Source organism: Streptosporangium sp. NPDC050148 (assembly GCF_055586505.1).
On the sequence record NZ_JBVJIA010000024.1, the window covers coordinates 100,188 to 124,816 of the forward strand.

20 protein-coding genes are annotated in these 24,629 nt (G+C 73.0%); 7 read left to right on the forward strand and 13 right to left on the reverse strand.

Annotated features, from left to right (window positions below; translation table 11 throughout):
• The coding region (locus ACZ6RT_RS25850; RefSeq protein ID WP_470156678.1) for a hypothetical protein at positions 1–627 on the reverse strand (627 nt) is incomplete at its 3' end.
• 170 nt (positions 628–797) lie between these two features.
• On the opposite strand from ACZ6RT_RS25850, the gene ACZ6RT_RS25855 reads away from it, so the two are divergent.
• Entirely contained in the window at positions 798–5,348 is a 4,551-nt protein-coding gene (locus ACZ6RT_RS25855; protein WP_470156680.1) for a cation-translocating P-type ATPase, read from the forward strand.
• Between the two features lie 66 nt (positions 5,349–5,414).
• A complete protein-coding gene (locus ACZ6RT_RS25860) occupies positions 5,415–5,558 on the forward strand; it encodes a hypothetical protein (RefSeq protein ID WP_399186005.1) in 144 nt (47 codons plus the stop codon).
• 78 nt (positions 5,559–5,636) lie between these two features.
• Here the strand turns inward: ACZ6RT_RS25860 and nagZ are convergent, their stop codons facing one another.
• From nagZ to ACZ6RT_RS25895, 7 genes are all read right to left on the reverse strand, one after another.
• Positions 5,637–7,022 (reverse strand): beta-N-acetylhexosaminidase, encoded by a 1,386-nt coding sequence (nagZ, locus tag ACZ6RT_RS25865; protein WP_470156682.1) that lies wholly within the window; start codon positions 7,020–7,022, stop codon positions 5,637–5,639.
• A gap of 117 nt (positions 7,023–7,139) precedes the next feature.
• Positions 7,140–8,822, reverse strand: coding sequence for a phosphoenolpyruvate--protein phosphotransferase (gene ptsP, locus ACZ6RT_RS25870; protein WP_470156683.1), 1,683 nt, complete (start codon positions 8,820–8,822; stop codon positions 7,140–7,142).
• Entirely contained in the window at positions 8,819–9,076 is a 258-nt protein-coding gene (locus ACZ6RT_RS25875) for an HPr family phosphocarrier protein (protein WP_399186002.1), read from the reverse strand. The genes ptsP and ACZ6RT_RS25875 overlap by 4 nt, the downstream gene beginning before the upstream one ends.
• 50 nt (positions 9,077–9,126) lie before the next feature.
• Positions 9,127–9,792, reverse strand: coding sequence for an HAD family hydrolase (locus tag ACZ6RT_RS25880; RefSeq protein ID WP_399186001.1), 666 nt, complete (start codon positions 9,790–9,792; stop codon positions 9,127–9,129).
• A gap of 95 nt (positions 9,793–9,887) precedes the next feature.
• The gene (locus ACZ6RT_RS25885; protein ID WP_399186000.1) at positions 9,888–10,343 is read right to left on the reverse strand and encodes a PTS glucose transporter subunit IIA; all 456 of its coding nucleotides are present in this window, start codon (positions 10,341–10,343) and stop codon (positions 9,888–9,890) included.
• 43 nt (positions 10,344–10,386) lie between these two features.
• Positions 10,387–10,623 carry a PTS sugar transporter subunit IIB gene (locus ACZ6RT_RS25890; RefSeq protein WP_344889252.1) on the reverse strand — a complete coding sequence of 79 codons (237 nt, stop codon included), beginning with the start codon at positions 10,621–10,623 and terminating at the stop codon, positions 10,387–10,389.
• An 81-nt stretch (positions 10,624–10,704) separates the two neighbouring features.
• The gene (locus ACZ6RT_RS25895; RefSeq protein WP_399185999.1) at positions 10,705–11,739 is read right to left on the reverse strand and encodes an SIS domain-containing protein; all 1,035 of its coding nucleotides are present in this window, start codon (positions 11,737–11,739) and stop codon (positions 10,705–10,707) included.
• A 160-nt stretch (positions 11,740–11,899) separates the two neighbouring features.
• Between ACZ6RT_RS25895 and ACZ6RT_RS25900 the strand changes: the two genes are divergently transcribed.
• The 3 genes from ACZ6RT_RS25900 to ACZ6RT_RS25910 all read left to right on the forward strand — a co-directional run bounded on the left by ACZ6RT_RS25900 (position 11,900) and on the right by ACZ6RT_RS25910 (position 15,111).
• Positions 11,900–12,640, forward strand: coding sequence for a GntR family transcriptional regulator (locus ACZ6RT_RS25900; protein WP_399185998.1), 741 nt, complete (start codon positions 11,900–11,902; stop codon positions 12,638–12,640).
• 190 nt (positions 12,641–12,830) lie between these two features.
• Positions 12,831–14,246, forward strand: a complete 1,416-nt coding sequence (locus tag ACZ6RT_RS25905) for a PTS transporter subunit EIIC (protein WP_470156686.1) — start codon at positions 12,831–12,833, stop codon at positions 14,244–14,246.
• A gap of 220 nt (positions 14,247–14,466) precedes the next feature.
• Positions 14,467–15,111: an Rv3235 family protein gene (locus ACZ6RT_RS25910; protein ID WP_470156688.1), complete on the forward strand. Its 645-nt coding sequence runs from the start codon at positions 14,467–14,469 to the stop codon at positions 15,109–15,111.
• A 107-nt stretch (positions 15,112–15,218) separates the two neighbouring features.
• On the opposite strand, the gene secA is transcribed toward ACZ6RT_RS25910, so the two are convergent.
• On the reverse strand, positions 15,219–18,032 hold the full coding sequence (gene secA, locus ACZ6RT_RS25915) for a preprotein translocase subunit SecA (RefSeq protein ID WP_470156689.1): 2,814 nt from the start codon (positions 18,030–18,032) through the stop codon (positions 15,219–15,221).
• Between the two features lie 250 nt (positions 18,033–18,282).
• On the opposite strand from secA, the gene ACZ6RT_RS25920 reads away from it, so the two are divergent.
• Both ACZ6RT_RS25920 and ACZ6RT_RS25925 read left to right on the forward strand, forming a co-directional pair.
• A complete protein-coding gene (locus ACZ6RT_RS25920) occupies positions 18,283–18,588 on the forward strand; it encodes an HGxxPAAW family protein (protein ID WP_399185994.1) in 306 nt (101 codons plus the stop codon).
• Between the two features lie 127 nt (positions 18,589–18,715).
• Entirely contained in the window at positions 18,716–19,903 is a 1,188-nt protein-coding gene (locus ACZ6RT_RS25925; RefSeq protein WP_470156690.1) for a winged helix-turn-helix domain-containing protein, read from the forward strand.
• A 79-nt stretch (positions 19,904–19,982) separates the two neighbouring features.
• Here ACZ6RT_RS25925 and ACZ6RT_RS25930 read toward each other — a convergent pair whose 3' ends face one another.
• The 4 genes from ACZ6RT_RS25930 to ACZ6RT_RS25945 all read right to left on the reverse strand — a co-directional run bounded on the left by ACZ6RT_RS25930 (position 19,983) and on the right by ACZ6RT_RS25945 (position 24,605).
• Entirely contained in the window at positions 19,983–20,687 is a 705-nt protein-coding gene (locus ACZ6RT_RS25930) for a response regulator transcription factor (protein WP_329090540.1), read from the reverse strand.
• Between the two features lie 94 nt (positions 20,688–20,781).
• Positions 20,782–21,453 carry a ribosome hibernation-promoting factor, HPF/YfiA family gene (hpf, locus tag ACZ6RT_RS25935; RefSeq protein WP_399185992.1) on the reverse strand — a complete coding sequence of 224 codons (672 nt, stop codon included), beginning with the start codon at positions 21,451–21,453 and terminating at the stop codon, positions 20,782–20,784.
• A 521-nt stretch (positions 21,454–21,974) separates the two neighbouring features.
• Complete coding sequence (locus tag ACZ6RT_RS25940; RefSeq protein ID WP_399185991.1) at positions 21,975–22,679, reverse strand: ComF family protein; 705 nt, start codon at positions 22,677–22,679, stop codon at positions 21,975–21,977.
• Positions 22,680–22,820: 141 nt separating this feature from the next.
• Positions 22,821–24,605, reverse strand: a complete 1,785-nt coding sequence (locus tag ACZ6RT_RS25945; protein WP_470156693.1) for an LpqB family beta-propeller domain-containing protein — start codon at positions 24,603–24,605, stop codon at positions 22,821–22,823.
• Positions 24,606–24,629: the final 24 nt, after the last annotated feature.

The window sequence follows — 24,629 nt, forward strand, 5'->3', positions numbered from 1 at the left end:
CACCACACCGCGGACCCGGAGCGCGACGTCCCGTACGGCGGCCTCGGCCGGCGGAAGGACGAGACCGGCGTCGCGGGCGGCGGGCTCCACGTCGAGGAGCAGGACCACCGCGTCCCGCGCCACGGGCTCCACCGCACGGGCCGCAGGCTCGACGTCTCGCACGGCGAGCACCACGTCCCGCGCCACGAGGCCCGCCTCGCGCACCGCGGGTGCCGCGTCCCGGACCACGCGGACCACCGCGTCGAGGGCCGCGTCCGGTACCCGGAGCGGCGCGGCACGGACCTCGGCGGCCACGTCGCGGTCCACCGGCGGCACCACCCGGGCGACGGCGTCCACCTCGCGGGCGTCGGGCACCTCGCGGGCGTCCGGCACCTCACGCGCGTCCGGCACCTCGCGGAGCGCGAAGCCCGCGTCCCGGAGCGGGAGCGCCACCTCCCGGACCGGGAGCATGGCCTCGCGAGCCGCCAAGCCCGCGTCGCGGACCGCCAAGCCCGCCGCGCGCACCACGAAGCCGGCGTCCAGGGCCTCGGCGTCCACCGCACGGGCCGGGAGCGGCACGTCCCGGACCGCCGCCTCGCGGAGCTCGCGGAGCTCGCGGAGCTCGCGGAGCTCGCAGAGAACGGCCACGTCCCGGACGGGCACGACCCGGGCGACCGCCTCCCGGGCCGGGGCGTCCGGCGCCCGGTCGAGGAGCTCGGCCGGCGGTCGCTCGTCCGGGTGATCACATGATGAGGCCGATCAGGCCATGCGCGACCGCGGCCTGATCGGCCTCGTCATTTCTTCCACCGGAGTCCTGGATGTTCATGCCCCGCCTGCTCTCACCCGCCAACGAAACCCTCCGGAGCGTCGTACCCGAAGCGGTCCGCGGCCTGCTGCCGCGTTCCCGGGGCAGCAGGGCCTGTCCCGGCGGGCTCCGCGTCGACCTGCGCACGGTCGGCGATCCGGGCAGCCGGAAGAAGGCGCGGCGGCTGGAGAGCCTGCTGCTGCGGCTGGAGGGGATCGAGCGCGCGGAGGTGAACGGCGTCCTCGGCTCCGTCTTCGTGGGATGCGACCCCGCCTCGATCGACCTGGAGAAGATCCTCGAACTGGTCGAGGCGTTCGACGGCGACGACCCCGAGGACGCCGACGACGACACCGGTGACGCCGACGACGCCGACGACGCCGACGACATCACCGGCACCGACGAGGACGACGACGAAGACACCGAGGACGCCGAGGACGCCGAGGACGCCGACGACCCGGCGTCCGCGAAGGACCCCTCGGCGGGACCCGCGGCCCTCATCTCCATGATCGCCGAGCATCACGCCGCCAGGCTGGTGGAGCGTCACACGCGGGCCGGTATCCGGCTCGGCGCGACCCTGCTCGGGGCGGGCCTGACGATCGCCGGACGCGCCGTGCGCGCCCCGGCCCTGCCCGCGATCGTCCCCGCCCTGCTGAACCTGGCCGAGTCCACCCCGAAGGTGCGCGCCGGGCTGGAACGCCGCCTGGGTTCCTCGGCCACGTTCGACCTGCTCGTGACCGCGAACATCGTCACCCACACGCTGGCGCTGCGTCCCCTGGGCATGATCATCCAGTCGGCCACCGCCGCCGGCGGCTACCTGGAGGCACGTGACACGCGCCGGGCCTGGGCCGCGCGCGAGCGCGAGCTGGCCTCCGCCGACGGTTCCTACCGCCACATCCGCTCGCCCAGAAGCCCGCGCCCGGCCCCGCTGAGGCACAGCCCGGTGGAGCGGTTCGAGCGTGCCGCGAGCCCCGCGGCGGCGGGCGTCTCCGGCCTGACCCAGCTTCTCGGCCACGACCGGCACCGGACCGTCGCCATGCTCACCGCGACCACGCCCAAGGCCGCGAAACAGGGCAGGGAGTCCTTCGCCTCGGCGATCGGGCGCGCCCTGGCCCGGCGCGGGGCGATCGTGCTCGACTCCCGGGCCCTGCGCCACATGGACGGCATCGACATGGTCGTCCTGGACGCCGACGTGCTCGGCACGGGCTGCTGGGAGATCGACCATGTCGTCCCGCTGGGCGACGGGGCCGGCACCGACGGGGCGGACACCGACGGGCTGCACGCGCGGCTGCACTCCCTGCTGGACCTCAGCGACCCGGGCGCGCGGCGGGAACGCGACGGCTGGGCGGCCGAGCCGGTCGAGGCCCCGGCCGTGCTCGTCGCGGCCGAGGCCGCCGGCTGGGAGGTCCGGGGCGTGCGGGCCGTCCGCGTGACGAGGCAGGGCGTCCCGGTCGCCCTGGTCGGCATGACCCCGGGCGTGGATCCGCTGGCGGACGCCGTCGTCGCCGCGGCCGGAAGCGGCTGCGCCGTGCGGCTGGCCGGCGGCGGGCCCGAGCTCGGCGCGCGGCTCGGGGTGGACGAGACCGTACCGGGAGGCTCCCGGCTGGCCCGGTCGGTCCGCGCGCTCCAGGCGCAGGGGCACGGGGTCGCGGTGGTGTCGGCACGGCGGATGGCCGCGCTGGCCCAGGCCGACCTGGGCATCGGCGTGCCGCGCCGGCCGGGCCGGACCCCCTGGGACGCGGACGTGATCGCCGAGCTGGAGGAGGCGCACCTGCTGCTGACCTGCCTGGCACCGGCCAGGAGGACCAGCGAGCGCTCCGTGTGGCTCACCACCGCGGGCACCACGGCCGCCGGCGCGCTGACCGCCTTCGGTTCTTCGGCCCAGGCGCTGGGCAGGGCCCAGCTGGCGAACGACTGTACGACGATCGCGACCATCGCCATGGGCGAGTGGGCGGGCTGGCACGCCGGCCGGGAGGCGCCCCCGGTCCGGGAGGACCGCACGCCCTGGCACGCGATGGCGGTCGAGGACGTGCTCTCCCTGCTGGAGTCCTCCCCCGGCGGGATCACCGAGGCCGAGGCCGCGCGCCGCAGGGCCTCGACGAGGCTGAAGAGCACGCAGGGCCCGCCCTCGCTGCTCCGCGCGTCCCTGGAGGAGCTGGTCAACCCGATGACGCCGATCCTGGCGGCCGGGGCGGGCCTGTCGGCCATGGTCGGCTCGGTCTCCGACTCGGCGATGATCGCCACGGTGGTGGCCGCCAACGCGCTCATCGGAGGTGGCCAGCGCTTCAGCGCCGACCGGGCGCTGAACCGGCTGACCGAGGCGGTCGCGACCCCGGCGCGGGTACGCCGCCCCCACCAGCCCGTGAGCACCACGATCGACGGGCTCGTACGGGGCGACGTGATCGAGCTGCGCGCGGGCGACACCGTGCCGGCCGACTGCCGCGTGACCAAGGCGACGAACCTGGAGATGGACGAGTCGGCCCTGACGGGCGAGTCCCAGCTCGTCGCCAAGTCACCGGCGCCGGTCAACGCGCCGGCCGTCGCCGACCGCACGTCGATGGTCTACGAGGGGACCACGGTGGCCGCCGGCGTCGGGCTGGCCGTGGTGGTCGCGGCGGGCGAGTCCACGGAGGCGGCCAGGACCGCCAGGCTCACCCGGGAGCAGCCCCCGGCCTCGGGCGTGCAGCTGCGGCTGCGGTCGCTGAGCCGGCGCATCCTGCCGGTCGCGGTGGGCTCGGGCGTGGTCCTGCTGGTCGCCGACCTGATGCGGGGCAGGTCCCTGCCCGCGGCGCTGGCGCCCGCGGTGAGCCTCGCCGTCGCCGCAGTGCCCGAAGGGCTGCCGTTCGTCGCCTCGGTCGCGGAGCTCGCCGCCGCCCGGCGGCTGTCGACGCGCAACACCCTGGTGCCCAACCCCTCCACGATCGAGGCCCTGGGCCGGGTGAACGTGCTCTGCTTCGACAAGACCGGCACCCTCACCGAGGGGCGCATCAGCCTGAGGTGCGTCTCGGACGGGCAGGACGAGCGTCCCGTCGAGGCGTTGACGCCCGCGCTCAGGAAGATCGTGGCGGCGGGCCTGCGGGCCGGGCCGCGGCACGACGACGGGCGGCCGGTCCCGCACCCCACCGACCGGGCCGTGCTGAACGGCGCCGAGCGGCTGGGCGTGACGCCGGAGGAGGACGGGGCCTGGGAACGGATCGACGAGCTTCCCTTCGAGCCGGGACGCGGCTACCACGCCGTGCTCGGGACGGGCGGCTCGGGACCGCTGCTCAGCGTCAAGGGCGCCCCCGAGATCGTGGTCACCCGCTGTTCGAGCGCGTTGCGCGACGGCCGGGTGGTCCCGCTCACCGACGTCGTCGAGGCGGAGCTGGGCAAGGAGCTCGACCAGCTCGCCAGGCGGGGCTACCGGGTGCTCGCGGTCGCCGAACGCGCCGCCTCCGACCGTCGCGACCTGGACGAGTCCCGCATCCAGGACATGTGCTTCCTGGGGTTCCTCGGCCTGGCCGATCCGGTACGGCCCACCGCGGCCGAGAGCGTCGGCCGCCTGTCGCGGGCGGGCGTGCGCATCGTGATGATCACGGGCGACCACCCGAGCACCGCCGAGGCGATCGGCGCCGAGCTGAACGTGCTGAACGGCGGGCGGGTCATGACCGGCCCCGAGCTGGACGACCTGGACGACGACACGCTGGTGGAGGCGCTGCCCGACGTGACGGTCTTCGCCAGGACCACCCCGGCCCACAAGGCCAGGATCGTCGCCTGCCTGCGCCGGGCGGGCAAGGTCGTCGCGGTCACCGGTGACGGCGCCAACGACGCCCCCGCGATCCGGGGCGCGGACGTGGGGATCGCCCTCGGTTCCCGCGCCACCCCGGCGGCCCGGTCGGCCGCCGACATCGTGGTGACCGACGACCGCATCGAGACGATCGTGGACGCGATCATCGAGGGCAGGGCCATGTGGAGCTCGGTCCGCGACGCGCTGAGCATCCTGCTCGGCGGCAACATCGGCGAGATCGTCTTCGCGGTCGGGTCCAGCCTGATCAGCGGCGCGAACGTGCTGAACACCCGCCAGCTCCTGCTGGTCAACCTGCTCACCGACATGCTGCCAGCGATGGCGGTCGCGGCCCGTCCCCCCGCGGCGGCCAGCCCCGAGAAACTCCTCCAGGAGGGGCCCGAGGCCTCGCTGGGCGCCTCCCTGACCCGGGACATCCAGCTCCGCGCCGTCACCACGGCGAGCGCGGCGGGCGCGGCCTGGGCGATCGGCCGGATGACCGGCACGCGCGGCCGGGCGGACACCATGGGCCTGGTCGCGCTGGTGGCGACGCAACTTCTCCAGACGCTGGTCCTGGGCAGCCGGGACCGCATGGTGGTGCTGGCGTCCCTGGTCTCCCTGGCCGTGCTGGGCCTGACCGTCTCGGTGCCGGGCCTGTGCCGGTTCTTCGGCTGCCACGTCCTCGGCCCGACAGGATGGATCATCGCCCTGGGCAGCGCGGCCGCCACGACCGCGGCGGCCGTGGCCTTCCAGGCCGTCACGCAGGAGACGTCACCGAACGTTCACCGAACAGCAACCTGCTGATAGGTGACTTATCCACGTTTGGTATGAATTATCGCCTTAAGTGTTCCTTCTCACTGTGAGGCTCTGATGTCCGGATTTCTCTCCACCGTGCTCGCCAAGGCGGTCGTGATGCTGCTCGAGGCACTCCTCACCCGCATCGTCCAGTCGCTGATCACCTCGCTCTCCAGGACCGGCAACCTCGGCAGGAACGGCAACCTCGGCCTCGCCTGACCCGGGCCCGCGGGCCCCGGCCCGGATCCGGCCCCGGCCCTGGCCCTGGGCCGCGTCCGATCCCGGGTCCCGTCCCGCTCAGCGCGCCCTGGAGGTGATGAGCCGGGCGACCCTGCGGTGCTCGGCCGAGCGCAGCACCCGCTCCGCCCTGGCCGGGTCGGCCACCGGCGCCTTCCCCAGCAGGCCGCGGGCGGCCTTCAGCCTCAGCAGGCGCCGGACGGACTGGTCGAGCCGCGCCTCGGAGATCTTCCCGGACCGGACGGCGGCCAGCACCGCCCGGTGGGCCTCGTCGTAGTCCGGCGGCATCAGCAGCAGGTCCACTCCCGCCTGGATCGCCCGTACCGCCACCTGCCCGTCCCCGTACTTCTTCCGCACGCCCTCCATGTCGAGCGCGTCGGTCGAGACGACCCCGTCGAACCCGAGCTTCTCGCGGAGCAGGCCGGTCAGGATCGGCCTGGAGAGCGTGGCCGGGTCGCCGGAGGGGTCCAGCCGGGGCATCACGACGTGCGCCGTCATGATCGCGTCGACGTCCCTGCCGATGGCCGCGGCGAACGGCGGCGCGTCCAGCCTGTCCCACTGCGCGCGGGAGTGCTTGATCACCGGCAGCCCGGTGTGGCTGTCGACGCTCGTGTCGCCGTGGCCGGGGAAGTGCTTGGCCGTGGCCGCGATCCCGGCGTCGTGGAACCCCCGGACCGCGGCGGCCACCATCGGCGCCACCTTCTTCGGGTCCGAGCCGTACGCGCGCGGGCCGATCACCGGGTTGCGCGGGTTGATGTTGACGTCGGCCACCGGCGCGAAGTCGAGGTTGATCCCCAGGGCGCGCAGCTCGGTCCCGGTCACCTCGGCCGCCCGCCGGGCCAGCGAGGCGTCCCCGGTGGAGCCGATCGTGGCGGCCCCGGGCAGGTCGGTGACCAGCGGCGCGAGCCGGGAGACCTTGCCGTTCTCCTGGTCGGCGGCGATCAGCAGCGGGATCTCCGGCGACGCCTTCTGCAGCCCGTTGGTCAGCGCCACCACCTGGCGGACGCTCTTGATGTTGCCCGCCCAGGGGAACAGGATCACCCCGCCGGGACGATGGCGGGCGACCACCTTCGCCGGGGTGCCCGCGCCGAACCGCGCCTGGTTCTCCCCCGAGACGGTGTCGGCCGCCTGGCCGTACAGCACGGGCATGAAGAGCTGGCCGACCTTCTCCTCCACGGTCATCGAGGCGAGCACCGCCTCCACGTCCCGCGACCGCGCCGCCGGGGTGGCGGCGGTCGCCGGGACCGTGGGGCTCGCCGACGCCTCACCGGTGCCCGTACCGTCCGCCGTACCGGACGATCCGGAGCTCGCCGGGGTCCCGCCCGGCCCGGTGGCTCCGGCCGCGGGCGGGGCCGTCCTGGCCGAACCGGCGCATCCGGCCGCCATCGACAACACCGACGCCACCGCCGCCATCGACGCGGTCACCGCGATTCCCGTCACACGCATCCACCGAAACATGACGCTTACGCTATCCGGGTGGACGCCCCGGCGCCCGCCGCCGGTCCGCGGCGCACCCGGCCTCCGTCTCACCGGGCCGGGTCCGAGCGCACCCGGCCGCCCGTCTCACAGGGCCAGGTCCGCCAGGCCCGGCAGGTGGGAGCGGGCGGCGGCGCGCGCGTCCTCGGGGCCGGTCGCGGCGCGCGCGGCCCCCGCGGCGAGGACGCACTGCTCCCGGGTGTGTCGCGACAGCGCGGCCCGTACGGCGGGCAGCGCGGGTGCGGACATCGACAGCGAGGTGGCCCCCAGCCCGACGAGCACGCAGGCGAGCGCCGGGTCCGCCGCGGCCTCGCCGCACACCCCGCACGGCCTGCCGTGCTCGGCGGCGCCTTGCGCGGCCAGCGCGACCAGGTCGAGCACCGCGGGCTGCCAGGCGTCCTGGAGGCCGGTCAGCGCGCCCAGCTGCCGGTCCGCGGCGAGCGCGTACTGGGTCAGGTCGTTGGTGCCGACCGAGAGGAAACCCGCGTGCGCGGCCAGGTCGGAGGCGCGCAGCGCCGCGGAGGGCACCTCGATCATCACGCCCGCCGCCGGCAGCCCGGCCGCGTCGCAGGCGGCCGCGAACCAGGCTGCCTCCTCGGCGGTGGCCACCATCGGCGCCATCACCCGCAGCGCACCGGCCGAGCGCGCCGCCGCGGCGGCCAGGGCCGTCAGCTGGGCGGCCAGCACCTCCGGGTGCGCGCGCAGCAGCCGGACCCCGCGCTCCCCCAGGGCCGGGTTGGGCTCGTGCTCGCCCGGCGGCAGGAAGGCCAGGGGCTTGTCGGCGCCCGCGTCGAGGGCCCGCACGATCACCCTGCCGCCCGGGAAGGCGTCCAGCACCTCCAGGTAGGCGGCCTCCTGCTCGGCCGCCGACGGCGCCTCGGCCCGGTCCAGGAAGAGGAACTCGGTCCGGTAGAGCCCGATCCCCTCGGCCCCGTGCTCCAGCGCGGCGGCCACGTCGTGCGGTCCGCCGACGTTGGCGAGCAGCGGCACGGCGTACCCGTCGGCGGTGGCCCCGGGGCCGGTGACGGCGGACAGCGCGGCCTGACGCGCGGCGTCGGCGTCGCGCGCGGCGAGGACGTCCTCGCCGGAGGGCGCGGTCCGCACCAGGCCGGAGGTGCCGTCCACCAGCGTCGGGGTGCCCGACGGGATCGAGGCCGCCCCGGGGCAGGCGACCACGGCCGGGACCCCCATGGCGCGGGCCAGGATCGCGGTGTGGCTGGTCGGGCCGCCCTGCTCGGTGACGAAGGCGGCCACCACGTCCCGGGAGAGCAGCGCGGTGTCCGCGGGCGCCAGGTCCCGGGCGACGAGGACGTACGGCTCCCCGTCCCCGGTGGGCACCTCCGGGACCGGACGGCCCTCGATCACCGCGACGGCCCGGTCCCTGACGTCGTCCAGGTCGGCGACGCGCGCGGCGAGGTAGCCTCCGGCGGCGGCGAGCACCTCCCGGTAGCGGCCGAACGCCTCGTGGACCGCGCGGGCCGCGGCGGTACCCGCCTCGACCAGCTCGGCCACCCCGGCGGCCATCCCGGGGTCGCGCGCCATCATGGCCTGGGCCTCCAGGATGCCCGCGGCCTCGCCCCCGGCCCTGGCGCCGCGCTCCTCCAGGTCGGTGGCGACCCGCTCCAGCGCCCGGACGGCAACGGCCAGCTCCGCGGCGGCGTCACCGTCGTGCCGGGACCCCGGCTCCGGGACGGGGGCCCGGTACGCGAGCACGTAGGCGGGGCCGAGACCGACCCCCGGGCTCACGCCCACCCCCGTCAGCGCGCTCACGGCGCCGACGCGATCCCGGCCAGCCGGTCCAGGAGCTCGTCGGCGCCCTCGCCCTCGGCCCTGATCACCACCATGTCGCCCTCCCTGACGTCCAGCGAGAGGACCGACAGGATGCTCTTGGCGTTCACCGGCTCACCGGATCCCTTGGCGATGGTGACGTCCAGGGACGCCTTGGCCGCCGTCTGCACGAACGTCGCGGCGGGCCGGGCGTGCAGGCCGACCTCTGACTTGACGGTGACTTGGCGCTCGGCCACGTGTTCCTCCTGCGTATCGGCCGCGCGGTGGGGACCGCACGGCTCGTCGTTCATGTACCCGGGGGCCAGGTGACCCCCGTCAGGTCCGCGACCACCAGGTCGGCCGCGGCCAGGTCCGTGCCCTCGTGGGTCGTCGCTATGCCCACGCAGGCCATGCCGGCCGCCTTGGCGGCCGCGATCCCGGCGATCGAGTCCTCGAACACGACACAGTCTGCCGGATCCACCGACAGCCGTGCCGCGGCGAGCAGGAAGCCCTCGGGATCGGGCTTGCCCCTGGTCACGTCCAGGGCGGACACCAGCGTGTCCAGCAGGTCGCGGACGCCGATCTGGGCCAGCCGCTCCTCGGCCCAGTCGCGGCCCGCGGAGGTGACCACCGCGATCGGCGAGCCGTACGCCGCGACGCCGCGGATCAGCTCGGCCGCTCCGGGGACCGGCACGATGTCGGGCAGGCCGGGATGGTCCTTGAAGGAGAGGACCTCACCGATCAGGTCCTCGACCTTCCTGCCGGGGAACAGGTGGGCCCGCTCGGCCAGCACGTCGCGGCCCCGCCGTCCCATGAACTCGCGCAGCACGGTCTCGTCGTGGCTCACCCCGTGCCGCTCCAGCAGCATCGACCACATGGCCATGCTCCGCCGCTCGCTGTTGACCAGTGTCCCGTCCAGGTCGAAGAGCGCCGCCTTCGTCCGCCCTCCCGCGGCCGGCATGGCCGGTTCCATGGCAGGCCCTCCTTCCCCGTCGTCGTCCGTCGTCGTCCGTCGCTGTTACCGCCGGCCCTTCCAGCATCCCCGCCGCCCCGGCGGGACGCGAGCCCTCAGGCCGGGTCGTCCCACTCGAAGAGCCCGTCCCCCGCGGCCACCGCGCCCGCCGCGAAGCCGGAGACGGTACCCGTCGCGGCCTCCAGCGCCACGACCGGGCAGATGGGATGGCGCCCGCCCGCCTCGATGCGGGCCGGGTCCCACGCCATGACCGGCTGCCCCGCGCTCACCCGGTCGCCCTCGGCGGCCAGCGGCTCGAACCCCTCGCCCCTGAGCTCGACCGTGTCGATGCCCAGGTGGACCAGGACCCCGCGGCCGTCGTCGCCGACCACGACGAAGGCGTGCGGGTGCAGCTTGACGATGGTGCCCGCGATGGGGGCGACCACCGGGCCGGGGGTCCTGTCCGGCTCGATCGCCATGCCGGAGCCGACCAGGCCCTCGGAGAAGACCGGGTCGGGCACCGCGCCGAGCCTGACGGCCACCCCCGTGACCGGTGCCAGAACCGTGGTCACCGCACTCCCCTCGGCACGCCCGCCGCCCGCGAGGACGGTCCCGTCAGCCGATGATGTCCTCGATGTCGCTGGCGATCGTGTCGGCCTCGGGACCCACCACCACCTGGACGATGTTGCCCGCGGCCATCACGCCGTGCGCACCGGCCGCGCGCAGGGCCGCCTGGTCGACCTTGGAGGCGTCGCGCACCTCGGTGCGCAGCCGGGTGATGCACGGTTCGATCTCGATGATGTTGCCCGCACCACCGAGTCCAGCGATGATCGCGTCGGCGTCGGCCGCCATGTCGCCCTCCAATCGTGGCCATCCTGCTCCCAGGCCATGAACAGGCTAGAGGAGGCGGGCACCCGCCGGTCCGCGCCGGCGTCAGTCGGTCTGCGTCACCTTGTTGAGGCCGCGCGGGGCGTCGGGGTCGATCCCCAGCCGTCGCGCCAGCGCCTCGGTGAGGAGCTGGCCCGGGACGATCAGGCCCATCGGGGCGACCCACTCGGGCAGGTCGGGGCCGTTCAGCGCGGCGGTCGCGACCGAGGAGAGCGCGGTGCCGCCACCGACCGTGTACGCCGCCGCCCCCGCGCCGGTCACCCGCTCGGCGAGCGCCACCGTACCGGCCAGGGTCGGCCCGTCGCCGGCCGCGACCAGCAGGGCCGGGGTGTCGGAGTCGACCACCGCGATCGGGCCGTGCAGCAGGTCGGCGTAGGACAGGCCCATGGCGTGCAGGTAGCACGCCTCCTTGAGCTTGAGCGCCAGCTCCAGCGCGGTGGAGAAGGCCAGCCCGCGGCCGGAGACCACCACGCCCGGCTTGTCGGCGAGGCCCTCGACGATCGCCTCCAGGTCACCCGGGTCGGTGATCAGCTTCTCCACCGCGTCCGGGACCCGCCGCAGGTCGTCGCGGTCGACGTCGGCCCCCAGGCCGAGGGCGAGCACGGCCAGCGCGGCGAGCGCGGTGGTGTAGGTCTTGGTCGCCGGGACGGCCTTCTCCTCGCCCGCCACCGTGCACAGGGCCAGGTCCGCGGCCTGGGCCAGGGGGGTGCCCTCGCCGCCGTTGGTGATGGCCACGGTCCGGGCCCCGCAGTCCTTGGCCCAGGTCAGGGTCTCGACGATCTCCTCGGTACGGCCCGACTGCGACAGCGCGACGGCCAGCACGCCGTCCAGGTCCAGCCTGCGCCGGTAGGTGGTGGCGATCGAGGGGGCGGCCAGGGTGGAGAGCCTGCCCGTGTGCGCCTCGGCCAGGTACCGGCCGTAGACTGCGGCGTTGTCCGAGGTGCCGCGGGCGATGAACAGCAGCTGACGGGTCTGCCCCGCGAGCCGCTCCACCTCCGCGGTCCTGGGAAGGAGTGCGTCGAGCGTGGCTCTCAACGCAGCGGGCTGCTCGGCGATCTCGCTGCGCATCTTGGTGGTCATCTCGCGCTCATCCTTCGGTTCGGACGGACGAGATCGGGCCGTTATCGATCCGTCGCCGGTCCGTACGTTGACACCCTTTTCCGGCCTGTGGTCTAGTCCGGACTAGACCAGTACGAACCATAACTCATCAGTCATCTCAGATCGAGGGGGGAGGAATCTCATGGCGCACATCGACCCGGACAGCCCGGTCCCCAAGTACTTCCAGCTGCGGGAGATCCTGCTCGACCTGATCGAGAACAACGAGCTGGCCATCGGCACGGCGATCCCGTCCGAGCGCGAGCTCTGCCAGCGCTTCGGCCTCTCCCGGATGACCGTGCGGCAGGCCGTCGACCACCTGGTCTCCGAGGGCCGCCTCCAGCGGGTCGCCGGCAAGGGCACCTTCGTGGCCCGTCCCAAGATCGAGATGTCGCTGCGGCTCACCTCCTTCAGCGACGAGATGCGCGCCCGCGGCATGGAGCCCGGCTCCCGCGACCTGGACCGCCGGGTGGTCCGGGCCAGTGCCCACCTGGCCAGGGAGCTCGGCATCCGGCCCGGCGACGAGGTGCACTTCATCGAGCGGCTGCGGACCGCGGCCGACGAGCCCATGTGCATCGAGCGGGCCCACATCCCGGTCTCGATCGCGCCCGACCTGGACACCCACGACCTGACGGGCCGTTCCCTGTACGCCCTGCTGGAGACCCGCTACGGCCTGGTGCTGGACGCCGGCGAGCTGACCATCGACGGCGGCATCGCCGACCCCGGGGACGCGGACCTGCTGAAGATCCCGCGCGGCGGGGCCGTGCTGCTGCTCCAGCGGCGCTCCTTCGCCGGGGGCGTCTGCGCCGAACTCGGCGTCTCCACCTATCGCGCCGACCGCTACCAGCTCCGTACCATCCTGGAGACACCGGCCCGCCGCGGCTGACCCCGGTCGCCCGCGGATCCGTCCCCGCCCGTCCCCCGAACCCGTCCAGTGAGCCCGTCCCGCCGGTCCGTCCCGGCGGCCGGTCCCGCCGATCGCCGCCCCTCGTGACCGGTCCCGCCTTCCGGGGGGACCGCTCCGGGTGACCGGTCCCGCCGACCTCCTCCCTTCCAGCCCTGGAGGAAATGCCCGTATGAGTCCTCCTTCGGCGGACGCGGGCCTGCCCGCCGCCCCGGCCGGGTCCGCCGCGATGAGCGTGCTCCAGCGTCTGGGACGCTCCCTGATGCTGCCGATCGCGGTCCTGCCGGCCGCGGGCCTGCTGCTGCGGCTCGGGCAGGACGACCTGCTGGGCCGGAGCGACAGCGCGCTGCTCGACGACGTGGCCCGCGTCGTCGGCACCGCGGGCGGCGCCCTGTTCGACAACCTGCCCGTGCTGTTCGCGATCGGCGTCGCCATCGGGTTCGCGCGCAAGGCCGACGGCTCCACCGCGCTGGCCGCCCTGGTCGGCTACCTGGTCTTCCACGCCGTCAGCATGAACATGTTCTTCATCCTCTTCGACGCCGGCATGCGGGAGTCCATCACCGTCGAGGTGTTCGACAGGAGCACCCCGGGCGTCCCGGACGTGGTGCTCGACCTCGGTGCGCAGAACCCGACCCGGGTGCTCGGCGGCATCGTCATGGGCCTGGTGTCGGCGCTGCTCTGGCAGCGCTACCACCGCACCAGGCTGCCCACCTGGCTGGCCTTCTTCGGCGGACGCCGCCTGGTGCCGATCCTGACCGCCTTCGCCGGGCTGGTGATCGGCGTGTTCCTCGGCGCCGTCTGGCCGGTGCTGGGCGGCTGGGTCCGCGCCGGCGGGACCTGGCTCGCCTCCAACAGCGAGCTCGGCGCCGGCATCTACGGCATGGTCAACCGCGCCCTGCTCCCGCTCGGGATGCACCACATCGTCAACAACGTGATCTGGACGCAGGTCCCCGAGTGCGTGGTGGACGGCAAGAGGCTCGCCGGGGACCTGATCTGCTTCAACAACGGCGCCGTCGGCCACGGTGGCTTCGAGGCCGGTTTCTACCCGGTCCTGATGTTCGGCCTGCCGGCCGCCGCGCTCGCCATCTGGCGGGCCGCGCCGCCGCACCGGCGCACCGCGGTCGGCTCGATCATGATCTCCGCGGCGCTCACCGCGTTCCTCACCGGGATCACCGAGCCCATCGAGTTCGCCTTCATCTTCGTCGCACCGGTCCTGTTCGTGATCCACATCGTGCTGACCGGCGTCTCCCTGGCGCTGGCCTCCGCCCTGGGCGCCAAGCTCGCCTTCAGCTTCTCCTCGGGATTGATCGACCTGGTCCTGTACGGGACGGCGCCCAACGCCCAGGGGATACCGATCATCATCGTGATGGGGCTGGTCTACGCGGTGGTCTACTACACCGGGTTCAGCTTCCTGATCAGGAGGCTGAACATCATGACCCCCGGCCGGGAGCCCGAACCCGACGTCGACTCCGGCGAGTCCCCCGCGGTCACCACCGCGCCCCCCGAGCCCACCGGTGCTCCCCGGCCTCCCGGGCCTTCCGGGCCTTCCGGGTCCACCGGGCCTTCCGGGTCCACCGGGTCCGGGTAGTCCGGGGCGGTTCCGGGCGTCCGCCGGCGATCACCGCTCGGGCCGGAACCCGCTCGCCACCGCGACCGGCCACTCCAACCTGGGGTGACCTTCCTCACCGACCAGGACGAAACCACCGGGATCTCACGGAAGTTGGTGTGCGGCGTATCTGGAGGGCGGGCCGGAACCTCCTTGATGTGTGAGTTTCACCGCCCATGAGCCGCCCATCACGGAGTCGCCCATGTCATCCCCCCGACGCCCGCCGACGCTTCCCCGACTCACGCCTTCCCCGGCCGCCGAGCCCCCCTACGACGACGATCGCCGCGGCGGGGACGGCTCGGCCGCGCCGCCGTACGTGCAGGGGACCCTCGCCCTGCTCCTCGGCCCGGTGACGCAGGAGCCCCCGCCCCCGGTGGCCCGGATCGGCGGTGCGCGCCGAGGTCCCGCCCCCGAGGCGCCGGACCCCGCGCCGACGAGGCCGACGAGACCGCCGGGGCCGCCGGGGCCCGCCGCCATGGGCACCCCGGGTCCCGCCACGAGAACCCCGGATCCCGCGGGCACGAGGTCGCCGGGCGCGCCCCCCGACGACCGGTGGCTGTGGACCCTCGTCCAGGCCGTCGCCGAGATCCTGGCCGGGAGGCGTCCCCCGGCGAGCGTGTCGGCCCACCTGACCGCCAGGACCCAGGCCGAGCTGGCCCGCAAGGGAGGGACGATGCGGTGCACGCGCCTTCCGAGGGCGGGCAGGACGCACGTCTCCCGGCCGGAGACCGGGGTGGTGGAGATGTGCGCCGTGGTCGACTGCGGCGACCGTTCGCGCGTGCTGGCCCTGAGGCTGGAGCGCAGGGGCGTGCGGTGGCTCTGCGTCGAGGTCGAGACGACCCCCTGAACGGCGGCACGCCACCGGGGCCGTGGCACGCCGGAAGGGCCGTGACACAAGGGGCCGTGACACGCCGAAGGGCCCGCACGGTGACGTGCGGGCCCTTCGGGCGGCGATCAGGCTTCGACGTGCCTGGGGTCGCCGTGGCAGCGCTTGTACTTCTTGCCGGAGCCGCAGGGGCACGGGGCGTTGCGCTCGACGTTGCCGTACGCGTCACGCTGGGCCTTGGTGCTGACCTTGGTGTGCTCGGCCTCGCCGCTCTCGCCCGGGGCCGTGTACTCCAGCTCGGACGGGCGCTGCGGGCCGCGCAGGCCGCGGGCGATGATCGAGCGGGCCTCCGCGATCGCCGCGTCCTCGGAGGGGTCGGCCTCCTCGACGATCGGGTTGCTCTGCACCTCGACCTCGAGGTTGAACAGGTAGCCGACCGACTCCTCCTTGATGCCGTCGAGCATCTGGGTGAACATCTCGTAGCCCTCGCGCTGGTACTCGATCAGCGGGTCGCGCTGAGCCATCGCGCGCAGGCCGATGCCCTCCTGGAGGTAGTCCATCTCGTACAGGTGCTCGCGCCACTTGCGGTCGAGGACCGACAGGATGACGCGGCGCTCCAAGACCCGCATGCCCTCCGGGTTCATGGCCTGCGCGTTGATCTCCTCTTCGCGACGGTCGTAGGCGGCCATCGCGTCGGCCTTCACCCGCTCCTCCAGGAGCTTGGCGGTGAGCTCCTCGCGGCTACCGGCCTCCGCGACGACCTCGTCGATCGTGATGCCGATCGGGTAGAGCTGGCCGAGCGCCTTCCAGAGCTTGTCGAGGTCCCACTCCTCGGCGAAGCCCTCGGCGGTGGCCGCCGTGATGTACTCGTCGATCACGTCGTTGACGAAGCCGCGGATCTGGTCGCGAAGGTCGGCGCCCTCCAGGACCCGGTGACGCTCGGCGTAGATCACCTTGCGCTGCCGGTTCATCACCTCGTCGTACTTCAGGACGTTCTTGCGGATCTCGAAGTTCTGCTGCTCGACCTGGTGCTGGGCGGAGGCGATGGCCTTGGAGACGATGCCCGACTCGATCGGCACGTCGTCCGGGATGTTGAGGCGAGTCATGATCATCTCGACCCTGGCCGAGTTGAACAGCCGCATCAGGTCGTCCTCGAGCGAGAGGTAGAAGCGCGACTCGCCGGGGTCGCCCTGACGGCCGGAACGACCGCGGAGCTGGTTGTCGATACGCCGCGACTCGTGCCGCTCGGTGCCCAGGACGTACAGGCCGCCGAGCTCGGTGACCTCGTCGTGCTCGGCCTGGACGGCCGCCCTGGCCTTCTCCAGCGCCTCGCCCCAGGCCTTGTCGTACTCCTCCGGGGTCTCGACCGGGTCGAGGCCGCGGCCGCGCAGCTCCAGGTCGGCGCGGAAGTCGGGGTTGCCGCCGAGCATGATGTCGGTGCCTCGACCGGCCATGTTGGTGGCCACGGTGACGGCGTGCTTGCGGCCCGCCTCGGCGATGATCGCCGCCTCACGCGCGTGGTTCTTGGCGTTGAGCACCTCGTGCTTGACGCCCCGGCGCTTGAGCTCCTTGGCCAGGCGCTCGGACTTGGCGACGCTGGTGGTGCCGACCAGGACGGGCTGGCCCCGGTCGTAGCGCTCCTTGATGTCCTCGACCGCGGCCAGGAACTTGGCGTCCTCGGTCTTGTAGACCACGTCGGCCTGGTCCTTGCGGATCATCGGCTTGTTCGTGGGGATCGGGACGACGCCGAGCTTGTAGGTCTGGTGGAACTCGTTGGCCTCGGTCGCCGCCGTACCGGTCATGCCCGACAGCGTCTCGTAGAGGCGGAAGTAGTTCTGCAGCGTGATCGTGGCGAGGGTCTGGTTCTCGTCCTTGATCTTCACGCCTTCCTTCGCCTCGATGGCCTGGTGCATGCCCTCGTTGTAGCGGCGGCCGTGCAGGACGCGACCGGTGAACTCGTCGACGATCAGGACCTCACCGTCGACGACGATGTAGTCCTTGTCCTTCTTGTAGAGCTCCTTGGCCTTCAGCGCGTTGTTCAGGAAGCCGACCAGGTGGGTGTGCTCGGGCTTGTAGAGGTTCTCGATGCCGAGCCAGTCCTCGACCTTCTCCACGCCGGACTCGAAGATGCCCACGGTGCGCTTCTTCTCGTCGACGGCGTAGTCGCCGGTGTTCTCCTCGCCGTCCTTGCCCTCGGTGCCCCTGCGGAGCCGGGGGACGATCTTGGCGAACTCGGAGTACCACTTGCCGGACTGCTCGCCGGGACCGGAGATGATCAGCGGCGTCCTGGCCTCGTCGATGAGGATCGAGTCGACCTCGTCGACCACGGCGAAGTAGTGGCCGCGCTGCACGCACTCCTCGAGCGACCAGGCCATGTTGTCGCGCAGGTAGTCGAAGCCGAACTCGTTGTTCGTGCCGTACGTGATGTCCGCGTTGTACTGCTTGCGGCGCTCGTCGGCGGGCATGTTCGCCAGGATCACGCCGACTTCGAGGCCCAGGAAGCGGTGGATGCGGCCCATCTCGTCGCCGTCGCGCTTGGCCAGGTAGTCGTTGACCGTGATGACGTGGACGCCCTTGCCCGTCAGGGCGTTGAGGTAGGTGGGCAGCGTACAGGTGAGGGTCTTGCCCTCACCGGTGCGCATCTCCGCGATGTTCCCCATGTGCAGGTTGGCCCCGCCCATGATCTGCACATCGAAGTGGCGCTTGCCCAGCACCCGGCGGGAGGCCTCGCGAACGGTGGCGAAGGCCTCGGGAAGCAGATCGTCGAGGGATTCGCCCTCGGCGTAGCGCTTCTTGTAGTCGTCGGTGAGCGCGCGAAGCTCGGCGTCGGTCAGGCTCGTGAAGTCGTCTTCGATGGAGTTGACCTGGTCGGCGATCCGCTTGAGCTTACGCAGAAGCTTGCCTTCGCCGGCGCGAAGAATTCTATCGAGAAAGGCTGGCACTTTAGGTAAAGCTCCTCGCAGGTCTTCCGCGGCCGGACCGGCCCGGCTGAGGACGAGACATGGTTCTCCGCTGCCATCGTAGGCGGTTCCGCCACCAGACACAGCCACCCTGAAAGACGCTCTTGTGGCCCACGGAGTTCCTTGCCCTCTTCTTTGAGAGAGTACGACCAGCTTTAAAGGGTATGTCGGAGTTCGCCACTTCCGTAATGATCGACCTTCGGATGTGTCGCCGGATCTGGAAGGAGGGGCCGTGACGGCGGAAGAGAACCCCAGGGCCACCGAGGCCGGGCATCCCCGCACGAGGGAGACGCCCGAGGGAAGCCACGGCGGCAGGGCGTCGTCCTGGCTCGCGGTGACCGTGATCCTGCTGGGCTTCGCGATCGGCGGGGTCGCCCTGTGCATCGGCCCGAACTGGACGGTCTTCTGGATGGGCGTGGCGGTCTGCGCCATGGGCGGCGTGCTGACGCTCGTCTTCAACGTCTTCTCCGACGTCGTCGTGGACGCCCCGCGCGCGAACACGAGCGAGGGTCTCAGCGGGCAGAGCGTCCTCGACTGACACGGGCGTCACGCCCTGGGCGGACGGGACGGCGCGGGGACTCCCCCGTTGACACCGGCATAACGTTTTCGTCGGTGTGAGGCGCTAGCCTCGGCCGTACGACGTGTTGTCTCCCCAGGGGTGGTTCATGAAGCTCTCCCTCTCCCCCGACGAGGCCCGCCGCGTGATCCTGCACGCCCAGGGCTTCCTGGGCGCGCAGGCCCGGCGTGGCGGAGTCCCCGCGACCCTGCGCCGGCTCGGAGCCGTCCAGCTCGACACGATCTCCGTGCTGGCCCGCTCCCACGAGCTGGTCGCCTACGCGCGGCTGGGCGCCGTGGGCCGGGCGGCGGTGGAGCGGGCCTACTGGGACGAGCCCGCCCGCGCGTTCGAGTACTGGTGTCACGCCGCGTGCATCCTGCCGATCGGCGACTGGCCGCTGTACGCCTTCCGCCGGAGGTACTTCAAGGCCAGGAAGTTCCGCTGGCACGAGGTGCCCGACAGCGTCGGCAAGGTGCTGCACCTGGTCCGCGAGAACGGCCCGATCACCACCGCGGACATCGGCGGCGCCAAGAAGGGCGGCCCGTGGTGGGACTGGTCGGACTCCAAGATCGCCATCGAGTGGCTGCTCGACACCGGCGAGGTCGTCTGCACGCGCCGGGTGGGCTGGCGGCGCGTCTACGACCTGGCCGAGCGGGCGGTGCCGGCGGACCTGCTGGCCGAGGACCTCTCCGACGCCGAGTGCGTCACCCGCCTGGCCGGGATGGCCGGGCGCGCGCTCGGGGTGGCCACCCGCGCCGACCTGGTCGACTTCCTGCGCCTCAAGGCGCCCGAGGCGTCGCTGCTGGACAGGTGCCTGTCCGAGGGGATCACCGGGCTGGTGCCGGTCCGCGTCCCGGGCTGGCCGGAACGGGCCGCCGACGCCTGGGCCGACCCGGCCGCGCTGGAGGCGGCCCCTTCGGGCCGTCACCGCACGACCCTGCTGTCCCCGTTCGACTCCCTGGTGTGGGACCGCGCCCGCACCGCGCGGGTGTTCGGTTTCAACCATCGCCTGGAGGCGTACGTGCCCCGGGAGAAGCGCGTCCACGGGTACTTCACGATGCCGGTCCTGGCCGGAGGGCGTCTGATCGGCCGGGTCGACCCGGCCCGGGAGGGCTCGGTGCTGGTGGCCCGCCAGGTGAGCCTGGAGGCGGGTGTCACCCCGGCCAGGGGCGCGGCCCCGCTGGCCGCGGCCCTTTGGGAGGCGGCCGGGTGGGTCGGCTGCGAGACCGTCCGCGTCGACCGGGTGGACGCGGCGCTCGCCGGTCCCCTGCGAGACGCCCTGAACCGGGAACCCTGAGCCGGACGGCCCGACCGGGCTCCGGGACGGACGGCGCCGGCGCGGTGAACGCCTGGGCGCTCACCGCGTCGGCGGCAGGTCAGGTGATCTCCAGCATCCGTTCGCGGACCGCGTAGACCACGGCCTCCATCCTGGAGTGCAGCTGAAGCTTGTCCAGGATGTTCCTGACGTGGTTCTTCACGGTGTTCTCCGAGATGAACAGCTGCTTGGCGATCTCGCGGTTGTTCATCCCCTTGGCGACCAGGCGGAGGACCTCCATCTCCCGCTCGGTCAGGCGCGGGACGGGGAGCTGCGGGGGCCGTTCGGCCTCCTTGCGGCTCATGTTGGCGAACTCGCTGATGAGTTTGGCGGCCATCGCCGGATTGATCAGCGACTGCCCCTCGTGGACGCCGCGCACGGCCTCCGGGACCTCGTCGAGCTGGACGTTCTTCAGCAGGTAGCCGGTGGCCCCCGCCTTGATCGCCTCGAAGAGGTCCTCCTCCTCGTCGCTCACCGTCAACATGATGATCCGCGTGCTCGGCACCGAGGCCTTGATCTCGCGGGTGGCCTCGATGCCGCTCCTGCGTGGCATCCGGACGTCCATGAGCATGACGTCCGGGGTGAGGCGGTCGGCGAGCTCGACCGCCTCCTGACCGTCGCTCGCCTCGCCGACAACCTCTATGTCCGTCTCGGCGGCCAGCGCCATCTCCAGACTGCGGCGGATCAGCGCGTGATCGTCAACGATCAGCACACGGATCGGTTCACCGCGCCCGGTCGGGCCGGTTGCGTCGTCGGGTTCCGTCACGCCTCCTCCTCGGGGGGCCAGAGCCGGTGGACCGCCATGATGACACGGGTTTCATGGTCCTCGGTTGGTCGGAGAGGATCTTCGAACGCGGCCGTCAGGGTTCGACGAGCCGCAGCACGCCGTAGTTGTACCCCTGACGCAGGTACACGACGCTCGGCTGCCCGCTCTCCTTGTCGCGGAACAGGTAGAAGTCGTGCCCGACCAGCTCCATCTCGAGGAGGGCCTGGTCGATCGTCATCGGTTCGGCCTTGTGGGACTTCTCCCGGACGATCAGCGGCCCGTCGCCGTCCATCTGGATCGGGATGAGCGACTCGTCCTCGGGGAGGTCGTCCTCCGTGTTCCTCTCCACGTCGGCCTCGGCCTCGGGCTGCTTCGTGAGCACCGCGCCGGGGTCGCTCTCCAGGGACTCCGCCAGCGCGCCGGCGGTCAACTCGGCGACCGACGGAGGGCAGTGGTTGCCGTGGTGGATCTTCCGGCGGTCGGCCAGGCGCCGCAGCCGTCCTTCGAGTTTTCCGAGTGCTATGTCAAGGGCGGCGAAGCGGTCGTCGGCCGAGGCCTCCGCCCGGACCGCGGGACCACGTGAGTGGATGGTGAGCTCGACCCGCTCACGCTGGTCGACGATGCGCGGATTACGTTCCTTGGACACCTCCACGTCAACGCGAATGAGCTTGTGGTCCAAACGCTCGATCCTGGCCAGCTTGGTGTTCACGTGGTCACGGAATCGGTCACTCACTCCGGTGTGCCGACCCTTGACGATGATCTCCATGCACAGCCCCCCTTCGAATCTCGACGGTGGTATTGCGACACCCGCTCGGCCGACCTGGTCTTCGTCCCCACATCCGCCTGCTGAGGGTTTCGCAGCTCTTTGCCACTACATGCCCTTCTCTCCTGGCAAGGAACATCTGGCTCCTTGGGAAGGCAGGACTTACCTCTAAGCCGCACCGTGATCGATCGACGAGAAGTCGTCTTACGTGGACCGTTTCGCCTGCGGCTGGCATCGGCTAGCCGGGCCGGCCTCGTTTCGGAGGTCGGTCCGGCGCAACCACGGACCCGAGCGGGTGCCATGGCTCAGACGCTATCCGTATCCAGGCCGAATGTCAGCACGGCGGCCGATCAAAGGATCACTTTGCGTAGTCCGCGGCCCGGTCCGGGCCCGGGGGAGGCTCCGTCCGGGGGGCGGTGGAGCGGCCGGGCCGCGTTCCGGGCCCCGGCGATGAGCAGCGCCGACGGCGCGTCGAGGACAGCGAGGTGTGGCCGCGGGGTGAGGGAACCGTCACGGCGGGGGCCTCACCCAGGGTCACGATCTTCGGATCGTGTTCTCCGGCGTGTCGCGGCGACCGTGGCGGCCAGCGAGGGGGTCACGCCCACCTCCCGGAGCGCCCTGGCCGCCTCGGCGAGCGTCGCCCCGGTGGTGACGACGTCGTCGACCAGCACGATCGCCTCCGTGCCGCCCCAGGAGCGCGGCACGGGCGCGTTGCGGCCGACCGCGACCGTGAAGGCCGAGGAGAGGTTCGCGGCCCGCTGGAGAGAGCTGAGCCCCGCCTGGTCGGCGACCCGGCGGCGCTGGGCGAGCACCCGCGCCACGGTCGCCGGCCAGCCGGCCTCCCGGAGGTAACCGGCCGCGAGCTCGGCGAGCCGGGCGACCGGGTCGTGCCCGCGGCGCCTCAGCGCCGGGCGGGCGCTGGGCACCGGCACGAGCAGCACCGGCCGCTCACCGGCCGCGGTGGCGACGGCCAGGGCCAGCGCCCCGGCCAGGGGCGGAGCCAGGGCGGTGCGCCCGCGCTCCTTGTAGGCGATGATCGCCCGCCGTACGGCGGGGGTGTACTCGGCGGCCGACCAGCAGTCCGGCAGGCCGGGCGGGGCCGGGTCGGGGGTGCGGCGGGCGGGCTCCCCGTGCAGCTCCGCCGCGCAGCGGGGGCAGACGAGGGCGCCCGGCGCGTCGCATCCGGCGCAGCGGGGCGGCAGGATCAGGTCGAGCATGGCGGTCGTCACGAATTCACCGTGCCATACCGCACCGACAAAAAAGCCCAGCCCAGGGCACCGGCGGGAGTCCCGCGCGGACCGGGGGCACCCGCCCGCGGCCCGGGTGCGAAAGGACCGGGCGGCCCGGGGACCACCGGGCCGCCCCGGCGCTCAGTCCAGCGGGAAGACCGGGAAGGAGGGGCCGTTCTCCACGAAGTCGGTCGAGCCGTCCTCGTGCTTGACCAGCGGTTCCCACTTGGTGGAGGTCCAGTAGAAGACCTGCCGCTCGCCCTGCTCGTTCTCGGCCCCGGCCAGCAGCCTGCCGTCCAGGGCGGTGATGCTCTTGATCCGCGAGCCGGTGCCCAGCGAGACGGGCTCGGCGGCGACCGACGCCTCCAGGAGCTCCGAGGTCCCGGTGAGCACGTAGAGGGTCCTGCCGTCGTTCCAGGCGATGTCCTCGATCTTCCGGCCGGCCTCGCTGTGCACCACGGTCTGCAGGTTGGTGATGCGGGTGCGCTCCTTCTCGCCGATCACCGTGCCGACCTGGACCTGCTCGCCCAGCCCGTCCTTGACGATCACCGCGACGTGCACCCCGTCCCGCGCGACCTTGAGCGACTTGACGAAGACCGTCTCCAGGTCGGGGGCCTGCACCCGGTAGTGGCGCTTGCCGCCGCTCTCGTACCGGCTCACGACCGAGGTGTGGTCGTTGGGCCGGTCCACCACCCAGAGCGTGTGGTAGCGGTCCCAGGCGGGCGGCGCCAGGGAGTGCCCGGTCACCCAGATCCGCCACTCGCCTCCGGCGGCGATCGGCGCGACCGAGATGTCCGTGCGCTCCTGGGACAGCTCGGCCACCTGCCTCTCGGCCTCCCCGCTGATCGCCGGCGGGTGGTCGCCCTGCTGTTTCTGCCCGGCCCTGCCCGGTACGGGCTGCCCGGTGTTCTCCTTGCCCAGCAGCCGCAGGCCGCCCCCGGAGAGGTAGAACGGCTCGACGGTGCCGGGGGCCAGCCAGGAGTCGAAGCTCGACTGCTTCTGGGCGTCGATGCGCAGGGGCGCGTCCGGGTGGTAGGACTCGCCGTTGACCTTGACCTCGAAGCCCAGGCCGCCCTTGGTGAGCGCGGACAGCGTGGCGGCGAGCTGGGCCGACATCGGGTCGATCAGGTCGGCGGGCACCCTGTCGTCGAGGTCGACGACGACCCGGTTGTTCTCGGTGGTGACGTCGAGGAGCCCGACACCGGTGAAGGCGGTGCGCACCGCGTCCTTCAGCGAGCTGCTCGGTCCCCGCAGCAGCCGCTCGACCGTCGTCTTGGCGAAGTTGGCCCCCGGGTCGATGGGCACCCGTACCTGGTCGGCCACCAGCGCCTTGCGCCGGGCGTCGAGGAAGTACAGGTCCACCGGCAGGTAGCCGCGGGCGACGTCGGCCTCGGACAGCAGCAGCCCGTCCGGGGCCGAGCTGATCCGCCACTCCCCGCCCGCCTGCATGGAGAGGGTGAAGGGCTCGTTCAGCGGGCCGCCGCCCGGCCGGTAGCGGCCGTCCGGGTCGATGGTCGCGACCTTGGTGCCCTTGAGCGTGACCTGGGCCTGCCTGTCCTCGGTCCTGAGCGGCGCGAACCTCTCGTACGCGCCCTGCCGGTAGACCGTGACGCCGCTGCCCGGGTTCCACTTGGCGGCGAAGTCGGCGGCCAGGTACTCGCGGGCGATGCCGAAGCCGGGGTCGTCCAGGCTCGCCATGGCGGCGCGGAAACCGGTGACGACCTCCTCGGGCGACCAGCCGGGCTTCGGCCGCATGGCGATGACCCGCGCGTACGGGTCGCCCAGCTGGTCCCCCTTGCGCTCGTCGTCGACGGACACGACGGACTTGCCGCCGGTGGGGATGACCGAGCAGGAGGCCGTCCCCCACGCCGTGATCACGGCCAGGAGCACCGCCCCGGCCCGGCGCGCGATCCTGCCCCGCGCCACCGGCACCCCGGGCCGCGGCGAAAG